The 17854-nt window shown below is 44.6% G+C and carries 10 protein-coding genes; all 10 read right to left on the bottom strand.

Annotated elements, in window-relative coordinates; translation table 11 throughout:
* Nucleotides 1-48 precede the first annotated feature (48 nt).
* Nucleotides 49-1626, bottom strand: a complete 1578-nt coding sequence (locus K6V30_RS03955; RefSeq protein WP_055269252.1) for a S41 family peptidase — start codon at nt 1624-1626, stop codon at nt 49-51.
* Nucleotides 1627-1689: 63 nt separating this feature from the next.
* Nucleotides 1690-2148 carry a pantetheine-phosphate adenylyltransferase gene (gene coaD / locus K6V30_RS03950; protein ID WP_010535819.1) on the bottom strand — a complete coding sequence of 153 codons (459 nt, stop codon included), beginning with the start codon at nt 2146-2148 and terminating at the stop codon, nt 1690-1692.
* Entirely contained in the window at nt 2145-4022 is a 1878-nt protein-coding gene (locus K6V30_RS03945) for a DNA topoisomerase IV subunit B (RefSeq protein WP_055269251.1), read from the bottom strand. The genes coaD and K6V30_RS03945 overlap by 4 nt, the downstream gene beginning before the upstream one ends.
* Nucleotides 4023-4031: 9 nt before the next feature.
* On the bottom strand, nt 4032-5168 hold the full coding sequence (locus K6V30_RS03940) for a hypothetical protein (RefSeq protein WP_010535817.1): 1137 nt from the start codon (nt 5166-5168) through the stop codon (nt 4032-4034).
* Nucleotides 5169-5276: 108 nt separating this feature from the next.
* A complete protein-coding gene (locus K6V30_RS03935; RefSeq protein WP_055269250.1) occupies nt 5277-7781 on the bottom strand; it encodes an outer membrane protein assembly factor BamB family protein in 2505 nt (834 codons plus the stop codon).
* Nucleotides 7782-7804: 23 nt separating this feature from the next.
* Entirely contained in the window at nt 7805-9703 is a 1899-nt protein-coding gene (locus tag K6V30_RS03930) for a sodium:solute symporter family protein (RefSeq protein WP_055269249.1), read from the bottom strand.
* A gap of 364 nt (nt 9704-10067) precedes the next feature.
* Entirely contained in the window at nt 10068-11261 is a 1194-nt protein-coding gene (locus tag K6V30_RS03925) for a glycoside hydrolase family 130 protein (protein ID WP_010535814.1), read from the bottom strand.
* A 109-nt stretch (nt 11262-11370) separates the two neighbouring features.
* Nucleotides 11371-12912: a glycoside hydrolase gene (locus K6V30_RS03920; protein WP_010535813.1), complete on the bottom strand. Its 1542-nt coding sequence runs from the start codon at nt 12910-12912 to the stop codon at nt 11371-11373.
* Between the two features lie 26 nt (nt 12913-12938).
* On the bottom strand, nt 12939-14723 hold the full coding sequence (locus K6V30_RS03915) for a RagB/SusD family nutrient uptake outer membrane protein (RefSeq protein ID WP_010535812.1): 1785 nt from the start codon (nt 14721-14723) through the stop codon (nt 12939-12941).
* A gap of 33 nt (nt 14724-14756) precedes the next feature.
* Entirely contained in the window at nt 14757-17810 is a 3054-nt protein-coding gene (locus tag K6V30_RS03910; protein WP_022301275.1) for a SusC/RagA family TonB-linked outer membrane protein, read from the bottom strand.
* Between the last annotated feature and the right edge of the window lie 44 nt (nt 17811-17854).

Here is a 17854-nt window from a genome sequence, read left to right as displayed (position 1 = left end):
ACCAAGGTGTCTGATCGGGTACGGTTTATCTGTTTTATTTTTCGATATTTATTTCAACTTCTTCTGATACTCACCCGAGCGGAGGATTTCCAAAGCTTTCTGAACACTTTCATTCGTGGCATTCATCACCCGGAAGTACTCGTTCATATCCCAGAGGTCACGGGCTATCAGTGCTTTGAGTTGCGTTTTGATAAGCGGCAATGATTTTTGATATTGCTCTTCGTTAAACTTCACACCTTCCTTCTCGCCCATTTCACGGAGAGTGGCCAGCATATCGTCATCAATGATGAACTTCTCGTTGAAGTGCTCGAATTTCTTATATTTGTCAGCCAATTCTTTCCGGTGATCCTCTATGAATTTCATCGTGAATTTGATAATGACTCCTTTTCCGACCAGATTCCGGTGATAATCTGTGTAGAGAGTTGTGTCGATTGGAACGAAGTAGTCCGGCATGATGCCGCCTCCACCATAGACAGTACGTTTCAGTTTCTTGGTCTGCACTTTCAGAGAGTCGGGGAAGTGAATACTGTCGGCATTCATCAGTTCTCCGTGATTAAAGCGTTCTATCAGGTCCTTATTGTAATCAGTCGAACTGTCATAAGGCTTTTGGATGCAACGACCGGCAGGAGTATAGTATCGTGCAATGGTCAGTCGGATCATAGAACCATCCGGAAGGTCGATAGGACGTTGTACCAGTCCTTTGCCGAAAGAACGGCGGCCTACGATGATACCTCTGTCCCAGTCTTGTACTGCACCGCTCACAATCTCGCTGGCAGAAGCAGTGTATTCGTCTACCAGTACGATGAGGCGACCGGTACGGAAATCTCCGTTTCCTTTGGCGAAGAATTCGCTGCGCTGTGCAGTTCTGCCTTCGGTGTAAACAATCAGTTCCTTTTGCCCTAAGAATTCATTGGCAAGGTCGATAGCGGCATTCAGATATCCTCCGCCGTTGCCTTGCAGGTCGAGAATCAGGTCTTTCATACCTTGCTTCTGGAGAGCCGTCATAGCTTTCTTGAATTCTTCGGCAGTGGTGGCTCCGAAACGGTTGATACGAATATATCCGGTCTTTGGCTGAATCATGTAAGAAGCGTCGAGACTGAGAATAGGAATCTTATCTCTTTTCACAGTGAATATTAACGGTTCTTGTACGCCACGACGGACAATTGTCAGATTAACTTTTGAGCCTTTCGGTCCACGCAGGCGTTTCATGATATCTTCCGTGCTCATCTTTACTCCTGCGATGGTGGAGTCGTTAACAGCTATGATACGGTCTCCGGCAAGGATACCTACTTTCTCGGAAGGTCCGTTGCTGACAGGTTGTACGACGAGTAGGGTATCTTCAATCATCTGGAACTGTACACCGATACCTTCGAAGTTGCCTTGAAGCGGTTCGTTCATTTTCTTCACTTCTTCGGCATCCGAGTAGGTGGAGTGCGGGTCAAGCTGTGCCAGCATCTTGATGATGGCTTCTTCTACCAGTTTGTCTTCATCTACTTTGTCTACATAAAAGTTGGAAATGGCAAATTCTGCCATCTGTAGTTTTCGCATGGCGGAAGAACCGAAGTTCTGAGCTTGTACACTAATAGCACACAGGCAAATACACAGTATCGTTAGCTTTTTTATCATCTTCTGTATTATTGGGTTAAGTTTGCCTGCTGTTCTCTTTGGGGCAAGTGCTTAACTTGATTATTATTCGCTGATTATCATTCCTTCGGGGATAAACTGGCTGATATCTTTATTGTAGGTCAGCAGTTCACGTACAATGGTTGAACTGACACAGGTCAGTTCCGGTTCCGTGAAGAGCAGGATGGTTTCGACACCCGCCAGTTTACGATTAATATCTGCAATCGTTTCCTCATACTCGAAATCCTTCACTGTGCGGATACCGCGGACGATAAATTGCGCTTCTACCTGTTGCGCAAAGTCTATCGTCAGACAGTCATAAGACATCACTTTGATGCAGGGATTGTCTTTGTAGAGATTCCGGATCATTTCTTCTCTTTTCTCGATGGGGAAATAGGTATTCTTGTTTTCGTTGATACCGATTCCGATAATAACCTCGTCCATAAAGGTGAGTGCACGTTTCACTACCGAATAATGACCGATGGTGAAGGGGTCGAAAGTACCCGGAAATATTGCTCTTCTCATGATGCCAAGTCTTCTTCTATAACCAGATTGTCTATAATAAAGTTCTGTCGTTCCATTGTATTCTTGCCCATGTAGAACTCCAGAAGTTCTTTCACGGCATCAGTCTTACGTAATGTCACTTGTTCCAGACGCATGTCTTTGCCGATAAAGTGCTTGAACTCGTCCGGTGAAATTTCTCCCAAACCTTTGAATCGGGTGATTTCAGGGTTGGGACTTAATTCATTGATAGCATTCACCCGTTCTTCATCGCTGTAGCAATAGATCGTTTTCTTCTTGTTGCGTACGCGGAACAGAGGCGTTTGCAAAATATATACATGCCCCTTCTTTATCAGATCGGGGAAGAATTGCAGGAAGAAAGTAATCAGTAACAAGCGGATGTGCATGCCGTCCACATCGGCATCGGTAGCTACGATTACTTTGTTGTAGCGTAGTCCTTCAATGCCGTCTTCTATATTAAGGGCAGCCTGCAGCAGGTTGAACTCTTCGTTTTCGTAAACTACCTTTTTCGTCAGTCCGAATGAGTTCAGCGGTTTACCACGGAGGCTGAATACTGCCTGTGTGTTTACGTCGCGGCTTTTGGTGATGGAGCCGCTCGCTGAGTCTCCCTCGGTGATGAAGATGCAGGAGTCTTCTTCCATTCCTTTCCCTTTCGGGTCGTTGAGGTGAATACGGCAGTCGCGTAGCTTCCGGTTGTGCAGGTTGGCTTTTTTAGCACGTTCGCGAGCCAATTTTGTTACGCCGGCGATCGCTTTGCGTTCTTTTTCCGATTCCTGTATTTTTTGTTGGATCACTTCCGCTACGTCCGTATTCTTGTGCAGGAAGTTGTCTACTTCCAGTTTGATGAAGTCGCCTACGTATTTGTTGACTGTCATACCTCCGGGAGCCATATTGGTAGAGCCCAGTTTGGTTTTAGTCTGGCTTTCGAAGATCGGTTCTTCTACGTTGACGGCGATGGCTGCCACCAGCCCGTTACGAATATCGGTGTAATCCATGTTCTTGTTGAAGAACTCTTTGATGGTGCGGGCGATGTGTTCCTTGAAGGCACTTTGATGAGTACCTCCTTGGGTAGTATGCTGCCCGTTGACGAAGGAGTAATATTCTTCTCCGTACTGTCCGGTATGTGTAAAAGCAATTTCGATGTCTTCTCCTTTCAGGTGGATGATAGGATAGAGTCCGGTTGCCGTCATATTGTCGTTCAGCAGGTCTACCAGACCGTTACGTGACAAGATTCGGTGGCCGTTGTAAATGATGGCAAGTCCCGTATTCAGATACGTGTAGTTGCGTAACATTGTCTCGATGAATTCGGGCTTGAAGCAGTAGTTTACGAACAGTGTGGCATCCGGTTCGAAGAAGATGTATGTTCCGTTATCTTCTTCGGTGTCCTGCGTCATGTCAGTTAGCAGGTTGCCTTTCGAGAAAGTGGCGATGCGTACTTTACCGTCACGGTAACTGCGTACTTCAAAACGAGAGCTCAATGCGTTGACGGCTTTTACACCGACACCGTTCAGACCGACGCTTTTCTTAAATGCCTTGCTGTCGTACTTACCACCTGTATTCAGCATGCTTACGGCTTCAATTAGTTTTCCTTGCGGAATGCCTCGACCGTAGTCGCGAACACTGACACGGAGGTTTTCTTCAACGGTAATTTCGATTTTCTTACCGGCTTGCATCTTGAACTCGTCGATACTGTTGTCAATGACTTCTTTCAGAAGGACATAGATTCCGTCTTCGGCATGCGCACCGTCGCCCAGCCTGCCGATATACATACCGGGGCGTGTGCGTACATGTTCCATGTCGCTTAAGTGGCGGATATTGTCATCTGTGTACTCTACTGTATTGTTGTTGTCTACAGGTATCAATTCGTTCTCTTCCATAGTTGCTTTTTATTTTATCTCTTTGATGAACGCACGGCGGCGCTTATGTTGCTTAGTCTCAAAGTAATCCCATTGTGCCTGAACTTTTCCGTTCAGTTCCAGTTCGGGGTTGCTTTCCGCAAAGATAAAACCTAATTTTTGATAAACTGGAATTAAATCGGAAAATAACAAAGCGTTAACACCTTTATTTTGGTACTCCGGTTTCACTGCTACAAGCAGTAGGTCAAGCATTTTGGCACGACGTTTCATGAATAATGCTTTCAGCAGATAAAACCATCCGAGTGGCAGTAATCGTCCGTGTGATTTTTGCAGGGCTTCGGCCAGTGAAGGCATCGAGATACCTACGCAAACCAGCTTGTCATCGGCATCGGTGATAAGGGTAACCATTCGTAAGTCAAGAATCGGAAGATACATTTTTACGTATTGGTTGATTTGCCGTTGTGTCAGCGGGGAGTAGCCGTAGAGCGGGCTGTATGCTTCGTTCATCAGTTCGAAGATTTCCTGTCCGTAGTCTTTGGCTATTTTTCTTCCGGAGGTGTATTTCTTTATCTTCAGGTTGTATTTTCGTTGAATCAGTTCGGAGATACGCTTGTGCTTGTCGGGGATGGCATCGGGGATGTAGATTTTGTATTCCACCCAGTCGGCGTCTTTCTCGAAACCGAGTTTCTCCATGTGTACGGGATAGTACGGGTGATTATAGATGGTGGCCATCGTACTGAGCTGGTCAAAGCCTTCAATCAGCATTCCTTCAGCATCGAAGTCGGTAAATCCGAGTGGTCCGGCAATATGGGTCATACCTCGTTCTTTTCCCCAGTCTTCTACAGTTTTGATAAGTGCGGATGATACTTCAGGATCATCTATGAAATCTATCCATCCGAAACGGACGTTTTTAGCATCCCATTTTTCGTTGGCACGGTTATTGATAATAGCAGCCACACGGCCTACGATTTTGTCGTCTTGGTATGCCAGAAAATAGTCTGCTTCACAGAACTCGAATGCCGCATTCTTCTTTTTGTTGAATGTGTTGAGCATATCATCGTAGAGATCGGGCACGGAATAGGGGTTGCCCTTATACATCCTGTAATTAAAGCGAATAAACTTCTTAAGTTCTCTCTTTGTAGAGACTTTCTTGATTGTAATAGCCATATCTCGTATTTATGATTGAGGGGCAAAGATACGTGATAATCTTTAAATTACAACGCTGTGGGGCGAGAAAACTGTGTGCCCGGAGAGCTGACCGGGAAAAATAAAAAGTTATAAATCGTTCTCCGGACTGATATTTAGAGAAAAGGGGGTAGTTATGCAATAGACATTCCCGGCGAAGTCACAAACTATCATTTTATTTCCTGACACTGCCACTGTGGAGAAAATGGGTGCCCCGAGATTCAGCTTGTCTTTGATAATTCCCGTTGCTTGGTCGATGGCGTATAAGTATCCGTCGGAAGCTCCGATGTAAACAATTCCTTGTGATAATACAGGGCTTGTTTCTACTCCGGCTTGTGGAGTGGAAGAATAAGGGGCTGTATATACGAGTGAAGGTTTTGTTTCAGCTTTCCATTTGATGAAAAGTGTGGATTTGTCCAGTGCCATGATTCCACGGTCTGCGGTTCCGAATATAATTTCTTGCTCGGTGACAAGCGGTGTAGACGTAACATCCAGATTGGCTGATAACTCTTTTTGTTGGAGTACTTCTCCGGTTTGAGGTTCTATTATGAAAAAGCTCTTGGAAGAAATGATCCACAATTTCCCATCTTTATAGACCGGAGAAGCTCCCCGGTTACCGAGTCCGTTATCAGAGAGTTTCCAAAGTTGTTTGCCTGTACGGATATCGTTGCCGTATAGCCCTCCCCATTGCGTTCCACTGATTAATACATCTCCGGCAACGGTGAGTGTGGTGGTAGAGCCTTCCCGTTGTTTCCAGTCTTTGTTTGTCCATATTACTTTTCCGGTTTTCAAGTCGTAGGCTGAAAGTCCGGTACCGATTCCGGCATAAACGATTCCCTTGTCTATTGTTAGTCCTTCCGTCAGATAAGGATAGCTATTCAGGTGGATGTATTGCTGCCGCAGTAGTTTTCCTGATTCTGCGTCAAGGGCGTAGAGATTGCAGGAGGCATCTTGGGCGATAATGATTCCATCTTCACAGGCAATCGTATTCTTTACTGAGTTTTCCGTGCGGAATTTCCATATTTGTTTGCCGGAATTGAAATCGAATGCACAAATGTATGTATTGAGTGACGTGTTATCGTCGGTAGTGGCAATGAATACTTTTTGTCTGGTGATGATGGGGGACGTCATGAAAATATTACTGCCTGTGTTTGCTGTCCATTGGAGTTGCAGGGGAAGTTTGATCTGAGAGTCATTTATTCCGCCGGAATGACTGGCATTCTGAAGTAAAGTGTTCCAGTCTTTTCCCGGAATGGAAGTCAATTTAAAGTCCTTTTGATAAAGGAATCGGTTTGTGGCAGTCGCTTTCTTTCCGTCGTTGAAGAATGAGGTCACTGTCAGCCCCAGCTTCTTTCCGTCTGTATTAGCTGGAATTTGGATGTTTTCACTCCAGTTCCAGTCACTGCGGGGAGTCAGTTCGCCTTTGGCTATTTCCTGATGATTTTCCAAATCATTCAGGATATAAGAAACACGCGATGTTCTTGCCTGTGAGTTATAGGTGTTGACCGAAACCGGAAGCAGGTTGTTGTCCGGATGTATTGGGGTTGTTTGATTCTCCATCGGAGAAACGATGGCGACTTGCGGTTCAATGAAAGTGTATCGCAGTTGCGTTGTGATATGATCATTTGCATCTACTTTTATATCCCTGAAAGAAGAAGGTGAATGGTCGATGCCCCCTTTATCCAGTGTGCCGGTGCAGATCGTGTAAATACCTTTTTGATTACGGACATAGTTGTAGTGCATGTGTCCATAGAGCTGTGCTTTTGTATTGAAGGTACGGAAGTCGAGGATATGTTCGTTATCGGCTTTGAAAACAAAAGTATCGCCGGGGGTGAACAGATCGTGGTTGAAGAGAATCAATGACTGATCTTTCTTCATCATGGCGAGGTCGTTTTTTAGCCAGTTATATACATCCCTTTGAGTATAATCGGTGGGATTGTCTCCGTGATCGATGGGGGTAACGACATAATGAATGTTGCCTATATCAAACGAATACCAGGTCGGACCATAAATCGATTCATAGAGTTCTTCACCATAGTTGCCTTTTACTAAGTCGTGATTGCCTATGCAATAGTAGACCGGGCAATTCATAGTCTCTGCGTTCACTACTTGATTGTGCATTTTCAATCCCGGTTCATAACAGATATCTCCGGTATGAATCAGAAAGGCAGGCTTTTCGTTCTTTACATATTGTTGTAAGTCAGTTACCCAACGTCCCATTCCTCCGGTTACTTCCGTATCGGTGATTTGAACGAAAGAATGCTCTCTCGGTTGGGTCCGTTCGCTTTCGGTCAGCAGGAAATCATAACTCTTTCTGTTTTCTTTGACAGGGAGGTAGAATTGTTGCGTCTCGAACCTGGCAGGGGTAGTCATGCTGATGAACCGGGTTTTCTCGAACCCTGGCAGGGAGAACCGTCCTTTTTTATTTGTTTTTACTACATTCATTCCATCAGTTACCATCACTCCCGCCAGTGGTTTGTCTCCTTTGTCGAATGTGCCCGATTGATCGGTGTCGATATAGACTGTTCCTCTGAATTGAGCGTATAGCGGAAGGTATAATAAAAATGACAATAGTATTACTGATAGTCTTTTCATGGCCGGTTCTCTGTTTTAGTGTGTTAAGTTAAATCTTCTTTTTGTTCTTTTATTTGTTTCATCTCCTCGTTGTATCTTATTTCTTCTTTGCATAAAGGCTTGTACCACGTCTTTCTCAATATAAGCGTAGTAATCAGCAGCAAAGCGATAGAACTCCAGAGTCCCAGCTGTTCACGAACAACAAGATACATGGGGATGATAGTAAGAGTACATTGCCAGATAATTCCTACAGACACATTAAATGCGTCTCTTTTGAAGTTTTTATTTACCCGGATGTGAGGATAGCGTGCTATTGCTTTTTCCTGAATCGGTTTCCAACAGCCCCACGGACGCACATTGACATAGAAACTGATAAGTGTTTCTTCATCTGTAGCCGGGGCGCTATAAGTTCCAATGATACATCCGATCAGTGAAATGCCGAATAATACAGGGAAGAAGTAGATTACCCATGCATCGGGTACAGTGAATTTCATGACAATAGCGGCTATTACTCCCGCAGTCATTCCCCAGAAATAGCCTTCACCGTTGAATCGCCACCAATGCCACTTTAGTACGTTAGCTGCGATATAGCCTCCGAAAAGTGCGCCTACAATCCACTGGAATATTTCATTGATGTCTTTCAGGAAGAATCCGATGATAGTGCTGACTACTACTACCGCTACAGAAATGACATAGCTGCTGCGTATCTGCGTTTTGACACTTGCTTTCGGGTTGATATATTTCAGATAAATATCGTTCACTATATAGGCGGGAGCTGCGTTGACGGTAGAAGCAAAAGTGGACATGAAAGCTGCCAGCAAACCTGCCAGTAGTAATCCGGCAAGTCCTGACGGAACATATCGGGTTATTAAATGAGGAAGAATTGTCTCAAAGTCTGTGCGTGTAACTTCCATTTGTGACAATCCTCCATCTTCCTTAAAGAAGTAGATAGCCAGTAACGCAAATCCCATAATCATCAGATAACGGGGAATTAATAGCACTACAGATACAGAACCACTCATCATCGCCGCTTCTTTAGGCGACTTGCAGGATAGGATTTTCTGCATATCATAGTTGGGGGCAGGACCGGCCATGCTCATGAAGATACCTTTGAGTAAAGCCATCATGACAAAGATACCTATCAGGCTGTAAGGTTCGTTTGCCATTCGCTCGGTTAACAGGCTCATCCGACTGCTCCAGTCTATATCGAGTGTCCATCCGAAGAAAGGGGAATCCCAGCTTGCTGGTACAAAGGAGTGTATCATATCGGGTGCCACCATCTGCATACCAATCACTACGATGACGATGCCAGCTACTGTCATGATAAGGAACTGAACGACATCAGTCCATACAATGCTCAGCATTCCTCCCAACATTACATAGAAGGTGGCGATAGCTGTAAAGAAAATGCCATATACATGCGGAACATACTCCGGTGAAACAGTGAAAGGAATATAAGGTGAGATGACTTCCCAAGGAATAAAGATTTCCATGAATTTACCTATTCCTATAAATCCGTAACTCAGGAAGCCAAGTACGCTCAATAAAGCAAATACTACCACGATTGTGTGAGAAAGGGTAGCTCCTTTGCCTTTGCCGAAACGGGTTTTGATCCATTCGGCCCCGGTGAGTACATTGGAACGGCGCAGCCACACGGACAGATAAACCATCAGGAATATCTGATTGAATACCGGCCATAACCAGGGAATCCAAAGACTTTTAAAGCCATAAGCGAATGCCCAGTATACCATCAGCATAGTACCTGTAATGTCGAACATGCCGGATGCATTGGATAGCCCCAGCATATAGAAAGGTAGTGATTTGCCTCCTAGGAAATAGGAATCCATATTTTGTGCAGCTCGCTTTTTCAGTATGAGTCCGATGATAATCATGGTAATGAGATAGGCGCAGATGATAAGAAGATCGGCTGTGTGTAATTTCATGTCGTTGTTTTGATTTGGTTTAATATATTAATTATCTATTCGATACAAAAGTAGGGCGAATATAGAGAAGAAACAAATATTATTTTAACCCATGCTGATACTATTTATCTGACTTCCCATATCTTAATATCTGACTCCCCAAGTGTTAATACTTGGCGTGTCAGATATTAACATCCCGCAAATCAGGTATTAACGTTTGAAATGCTGAATAGAGCACCTTGAAAGATACACGATAATACTGCTGTTTTGGAGTGTACTCTATAGTTTTTGCGCCGATATAAAGAAACAAGATTCCTATACATTCGTTGTATAAGAACCTTGTTTGATTAGAAATCGTTTTCCCGGTTAACTAATGATTCCGGAACTATAATGCCACAGCTGTTTCCGACATAACGAGCTTGTTAGCTTCTATTAGATTAGAGATACTATTGACGGAGGTTGCTGAGCGAAGTTTGTCTTCCGGTGTATGCAGGCAATAATCTATTAATCGTTCAATAGTGGAAGTTGCCACATGCATCCGTGTGTCGGAGGAAGCGTAATAAATAAAAACGGTTCCGTCTTCATCTGCAATCCATCCGTTAGAGAATAATACGTTGGATACATCTCCGATTCTTTCTTCTCCTACAGGTGCCATGAAGTAACCTCCCGGCTGGGCTATAACTTTACTTGGGTCATCTAAGGATGTCATATATAAATATAAGACATATCTAAGTCCGGCGGCACAGGCACGGACACCGTGAGCGAGGTGTAACCATCCTTTGGGGGTTTTGATAGGATGAGGACCTTCGCCGTTTTTTACTTCTTTTATAGTGTGATAATGTCGATAATTAATGATTGTTTCTTTTTTTATTTCCGCATGGGTGATATCGTCAATTAACGTCCAGCCGATACCTCCTCCGTTTCCCGCATCAATGAAGCTATCTTGCGGTCGGGTGTACAGGGCATACTTTCCATTTACAAATTCCGGGTGTAGCACTACATTGCGCTGTTGGTTTTTGGAAATCAGATTGGGCAGTCGTTCCCAGTTTTTCAAATCTTTTGTACGCACGATGCCTGCTTTGGCTATGGCAGAAGACAGGTCACCCGGTACAGCGTTCGGATCAAGGCTTTCGCTACAAAATATACCATAAATCCAGCCATCTTCGTGGGCCGTCAGACGCATGTCGTAGACATTTGTTTCATTCGGGTCTGTGTCAGGCAGCTCTATCGGATATTCCCAGAAGCGAAAATTATCGATGCCATTGGGACTTTCGGCGATGGCGAAGAAAGATTTTCGGTCATTTCCTTCTACGCGTACCATCATCAGATACTTTCCATTCCATTGGATGGCTCCCGCATTCATGGTAGCGTTGACTCCGATCCGTTCCATTAGCCATGGATTGGTTTCCGGATTCAGGTCGTAACGCCACTCCAGAGGGGCATGCTCGTTTGTTAAAACCGGGTATTCGTATCTTTCGAAAATCCCATTGCCGGGAAGAATAATCCTGTTCGCGCGGGTTATCAGAGTCTCATGCGCTTCTTGTAGAAGACGCAATCTGTTGTCATAAATTCTACTCATAATACTATTTCTTTAATAAAATAATTCCAGATCCGATAAGGGAATCCGGAATCATTTTATTGACAATACAAAACTTAATTGTTCCTCTTTCAATTTGCCGGATTGTGTTTTATTTGAACCTTCCGGTGATTGTTACTACACTATATTTGGGAACAGTCACAGAACGTTTGCCGGTCGAAGACGGATTCAGCTTTTTGCGCAACCATTTCACGCTGGAACTGGAGGTATATGAAACCATACTGTCGAAATCTTTGCCGTCTATTTCCAGCAAGGCATCGAAGGCTTTGGATTTTGACTTGTTCACTAATACAATGGTATATGTGTCGTCTTTGATGTATGCGGATGCACTCAAATCTTTTGGGATTCTGTTCGCCGTTGTTGATTTCGTTTCTACGTCTACACGCGTTGAACCTCGCTGGATATATCTGGAGAATTGTCCGATAGAGTAGTAGCGGTCTATGCGATAATATGAATTACTGAAATCCCATGCATCTGTTTGAAGAAGGTTTTCTCCGGTCGATGTGCATTGACGTGCGCCTGCCCACCATACGACGGCATTGGTCTGGGCTTTTGTCAGGTAATCATGATAGTTCTTTGCCCATTTCATTGCATCATTCCACGTTTCGTCGCGGGTTTTGTCATCACAAGTCTCTGTTTGCCACACATGGATTCCTTTTTCTTGAGCTGCTGTCATTGGCAGGATATTGGCATCCACTGTAGAATAACCATGTCCTGCTGCAACGATGTTGGCGTCCGCTAAATTCGGGTTGTTTTTCAAAGAAGTTTCCACCCATGTCACGGCATTTGCCCACCAAGGCAACTCACCGTAAATGATTTTTGTGTCCTGTAAGCCTTGCTTATTCAGTTCCGGGCGCAGATAGTCCATCGTGAAATCCGCCATTTGCTGATTTCCCCACATACATCCGTCCCATCCTCCCATTGCTTGGTCGGGTTCGTTCCAGCCGGAGATACCATAGACGTTGATACCGAATTTATCTTCAAGAGCTTTTGCAAAGCCTGTCAGGAACTCGGCATAAACTTGACTGTGTTCGCTATTGAAAGAACCGCTTCCGCCACTGGCTACTTCGCCTTCGCCAAAAGATTTCCATACTACAGGAGGAGTCCATACGGAGAAGAAGTAATAGATATCCATCAGTTTTCTTTTGCACAGGTAGTCAATGATCCATAGTTGGGAATATTCTTTGTATTTCCCGCTATCTGAATTAAAGAGCGTTTTCTGTTCAGAAGAATGTGCTCCCAGATGATAATTTTCATTTGTTTTGAAATTAAAAGTATTACCATCTTCAGAGGCGGATGAGGCGCATACCTCTCCACGATAGATATTAAATTTCAATCCGTTTTCGCCAAACAAGTCGTCCATGATTTGTTCACGTTTCATACATCCGTATACAGCTTCCGCCCATCCGAAGTTACATCCGAAACCGTCAATCTCCTGATGCTTGTTTTCCGGTTGGATTCTGATTACTGATTCTGTAGTCGGTTCGGCTGAAATGCCGTCATCTTCGTCGGATATCACTACCGGGTCCGGAATATTCACTTCATCATGACTCAGGCTGTTGTCGTCACAAGCCGTAACGCCTCCGAGCAACAGGAACAATGATGTGCTTAAAAATAGATATATCTTTTTCATAAACTGTTTCTTAATAGTGTTTCTAATTATTTCCAGAATTTATTCTGTTCTACAGATGAGTTGTTAAGTTCTCCTGCGGGGATAGGGAAGTATTTATGTTTTTCTCTGAAGTTATATGCTCCCTGTTTATCATTTCCTTTTAAGATCATCTGAATTTGAGGGGTTGTATACCAGCGCTTCAAGTCGTCGAAACGATGACCTTCTCCAAAAAATTCAAGCAGGCATTGATGTTCTATTTCTTTCATCAGCTCGGGTTGTTGGAACTCTTTTTCAGGCAGTCCTGCTCTTTGGCGGATTTCGTTCAATGCCCAGTTGGCTCCGTCTTTATCCGCTTCTTTTGTGCACGCTTCGGCGTACAGCAGCAATACTTCCGCAAAACGTATGATGCGGACATTGTTTGCTCTGCCTTCTACATTACCCATGTTATCGGCACTTTTTGATTTTACATAGTGGGCAGTGTATTTCTTTAATAGAAACTTACCGATCTGAGCACCGCTTGCCTGACTTACATTAAAGATAGGAGCACCACCAGCCATTTTGGAAGCATTTCCTGTCCAGAGGTCGTCCATCGTGAAGAGACCACCGTAGAACTTTCCGTCATACCAGCCATTTTCTTCTGTAACCCAGTCACCGTATTCTTCCGGAGTAAAGAACATGCTGGCATAAATTCGCTTGTCATATTTCGAATTTGGTTCTGCTGTTTTATCAGGATTGGCGATTTCTTTCATTTTCTGAGTTCCGTCTTCGTTGTATTGTGGATTTCCGTCTTTATCCAGATCAGGGACTAGAACGGTGGGCTTGCTTCCGCGTGTTTCAGTAGTAAATTCGCTGACAAGGAAGGCTGAGGGCATCAACTTTGCCCATCCCCCTGATTTAGCAGGACCTACAAACTGTGCCAATGAACTGCCCAGGCTAATACCACCTTCATTACCCCATGACATGTCACCGTCGCTGCTGTACTGTAATTCGAATACAGATTCGGCATTGTTTTCATTGGCGGTAGTGAAGTTGTCGACAAAGTTTTCCATCAGACGATAGCGCTTTCCTGAAGTTCCGAATGGACTGTATGAAGAGTCAATCAAACCTTTCAGTGTTTCTTTGGCTTCTTTATACTTGTGCTGTGTTGCATACACCTTGCCAAGTATGGCGATGGCTGCCCCTTGCTCGATACGTCCTTTTTGTTCAGCCGGGCGGGTTTCCGGCAGGTTGCCGTCATTGATTGCGTCGGTCAGGTCCTTTTCAATCTGTTGCCAGATTTCAGCTTCGGGAGATGACGTTTTGTTGGGATCGTCTTCATTCGACGGAACCAGACGCAAAGGCACATCTCCGTAGTTATTTACCAACAGGAAATATTGATAGGCTCTCAACGTGAGAGCTTCGTCTTTAATCATGGCACGGTCGCTTTCCGTGATACCGCTTGCCGGTACCTGGTCGATGTATCTCAGTACGATATTGGCACGTTGTATACCTGCATACAAAGCACCGTACGGGTCATTTCCTGTTGTGGCGGAGTTTTGAAATGTAGCTATATCCCACATACTGGCTTCTTCATTCAGTATCGTAAAGATATCGTCTCCACGGCTGTTGAGGTTGAGCCATCCGTCAAATGCGCCGTAATATCCGTTCATCTGGTATTTGATAGGTGAGTAAGCTGCTGCCAATGCGCTTTCCGCATCTGCCTTATCCTGCCAGAAGTTTTCGTTGGTAAAGTGGTTCGGGTCTTTCAGATCCAGAAAAGAGTCGCTGCATGATGTCAGCGCTCCGGATAGGAGAGCTGATACAAGCATATATGATAACCAATTCTTTTTCATAATTCAATGTTTCAATGTATTAATCTTAGTATGTTATAAACCTAACTGGATTCCAAAGGAAAATGTACGTGGAATAGGGTAACGGCCTTGGTCAATTCCTCTTGAGAAAACATTGTAGCTCACGCCGGTAGAAGAACTTTCGCCCAGGTCGGGAGTATAGCCGGTATACTTGGTCAAGGTCAGCAGGTTTTCCATAGATACGTAAAGACGCAGGTTCTGGATCATAGCTTTTTGTAGCCATTGTTTAGGGAAGGTATAACCGATATCAATCGTTTTCAGTCGTACGTAAGAGCCGTCTTCCAGCCATCTGTCGGTATAAGCCAGTTTATTGTCCGTACCGTCTACCTTTGAGAAACGGGGCATGTCGGTATTCGGGTTATCCGGTCTCCATGAGTTGGCGACGTTCGTGCTTAAGTTACCGTTGAATGCGCCTGATTCGAGGCAATAGCGCGGATAATTATAAATCTTGTTGCCTGCCACACCGTCGATAAAGATGTTGAGGTCGAAGTTGTTCCAGTCGCCGCCTAACCTCAGTCCGAAGGTGAAGTTAGGAAGGGGGCTGCCTACGTCGTGCTGGTCATTCGTGTCGATTTTTCCGTCGCCGTTCCAGTCTTTGTAGCGTACATCGCCTACTTGTGCACCCGGTTGAATCAGTTCACCTTTTCTGTTCTTGTAGTTTTCGATTTCTTCCATGCTGCGGAAGATACCGTCTGTTTCAATCAGGTTGAAGTAAGACATGGAATGTCCTTTCTTAAACATGTTGATACCGCGTCCGCCTGCTCCGTGAGCCGAATAACCGGAGATAGACATATACTTTCCGCCGGCGTTGATTTCAGTCACCTTGTTGTTTGCCGTACTTAGGTTGGCGCCGATGTAGTAGTTTGCTTTGTCACCGATAGAACTGCGCCATGTAGCGGAAATTTCGATACCCTTGTTTTGTACTTGTCCCGCATTCTGGATGGAGAGTCCGTTGATACCGGTAGAAGAGGCGTAAGGAATCGGCAGCAATACATTATTTGTATTTTTGATATAAGCATCTGCGGTTAGTGCCAGTTTCCCGTTCAGTAAAGTTACGTCCAGGCCGATGTTGTAAGTTTCCGTATTTTCCCATGTCAGGTTGTCCGGTGATACGGCATTTACAAAAGGTAGCTTACCAAACCATATCGAGTTGCCTTGCAGGTAGTTCATACCGTCGCTTACCACACTCAATGTAGGATAATAGCTGTCCATTTCCTGATTACCCAGTTTACCGTAGCTTAAACGCAGTTTCACTTGGTCGAAGATGTTTTCCAACGGGCGGAAGAACTTTTCACGGTTGATGTTCCATCCCACAGAGACTGAGGGGAAGCTGCCAAAACGATGTCCGTCTTTGAAGCGTGATGAACCGTCACGACGGATAGAAGCAGAGAACAGATAACGGTCGTCGTATGAATACATCACACGTCCGAAGAGAGAAACCAATGCCTGTTCGTGTATGGAACTGCTGGATTTCATGGTAGTCACGTTGCCGGTCATTGTGTCGATAAATTTCGGAAGGTCGGAGTTGCTTCCGTTCAGTCCGTAGCTTTTATCTTTCTGTGCAGAATAGCCTACCATTCCCGAAACTGTATGCTTGCCGAAGGTGCGGTCATAATTCAACGTATTTTCCAGTACCCATGAGTCGAAGCTTGAAAAACTTTCCGAAAGGTCCGGTGCTTCATTGGTTCCATAAGTCCCCAAGTCATATACGCCTGTATAATTACGGTTTTTCGTGTGATTTCTTCTCATACCCAGGTTCAACTTGTATTTTAATCCGTTGATGATTTCAGCTTGGAGGTATGCGTTCAGAAAGATTTGTGTACTTTCGCTCGTAATATCATTGATTTCAGAGATTGCATAAGGGTTCGGAAGGTTGATGTCTGCAGAGGTACCCCATCCTGTAGCGTTCTCCGGGTCGAAAATAGGAATAACGCTGGGGAAACGCAACAAGCCGTTCATCGTATCCTGATCCGTACCGCCTTTGCCTTCTGCCATGCGAAGGATTAAAGACTCGCCTACAGTGACGCGGTTGTTGAGAAAGCTGAAGTCGCTTTTCAACCGGATGTTATAAGATTCGTGGCTGCTGTTGCGCATGATGCCGTCTTTATTCAGATAGCCACCGGATGCACTGAATGATGCGTTTTTTGAACCGCCTGTGACAGCTACGTTTGCTTTGTACACCATGGCTGTATTCAGTATGACATCTTGCCAGTCCGTACCTTCACCGGTATATGGCACTGCATCGGTTTCTGCACCATAACCATCAGCGGCAAGTCCGTAATAGCGTGCGAAACGGCTGTATTCTTCGCCATTCAGTACGTTCAGTTTTTTAGGGTTCTGCTGAACACCTGTGAAGAAATTAACGTCCACTTTGGTCGGCATTTCCTTGCGACCGCCTTTGGTGGTAATCAATACTACACCGCCTGCTGCACGGGAACCATAGATGGCAGCTGCAGCCGCATCTTTCAATACCTCTATAGACTGGATGTCGTTGGGATCTACCATATTGATATCGCCGAATGCACCGTCAACAATAAATAGTGGAGCATTGTTGGATAAAGAGCTGATACCGCGAACGTTGATCGTAGTTCCGTCATTCGGGTTACCGCTTGAACTCATGACGGACACACCCGCAATTTTTCCTTGTAATGCATTAGCCGCAGAAGTTGCTACATCTCCATTCAGTTCTTTCGTTCCTACGGAACTGACAGCCCCCGAGAGGTGGCTCTTCTTTACCGTACCGTAGCCGATAACGACCACTTGATCCAGCTGAACATTGTCTTCTGACATTGAGATATTGATGGGAGAGTTGGAAGAAACTTTTCTTTCAACTGTTTTCATGCCTATAGTCGAGAAAACGAGTATGTCGTTCATCTTTGTCTGAATGGTGTATTGCCCATCTAAATTTGTGATAGTGCCGTTGGTGGTTCCTTTCACCTGAACTGTAACTCCGGGCATCGGTTCATTGGTCGAAGCCTCCGTTACTACACCCGTAACCTTTATTTCCTGGGCAAATCCGGAAAGGGTTATGAGGCATAATATAAAGAATAAATAAAATCTTTTTTTCATAATACTTAGGGTATTAAACATATATTGTTTTTGGGGAGGTATGA

The organism is Bacteroides faecis (genome assembly GCF_020091505.1).
GTDB classification, from domain to species: Bacteria; Bacteroidota; Bacteroidia; order Bacteroidales; family Bacteroidaceae; genus Bacteroides; species Bacteroides faecis.
The sequence above is the reverse complement of the archived record's forward strand: the minus strand, read 5'-3'. Positions and strand labels throughout refer to the sequence as shown.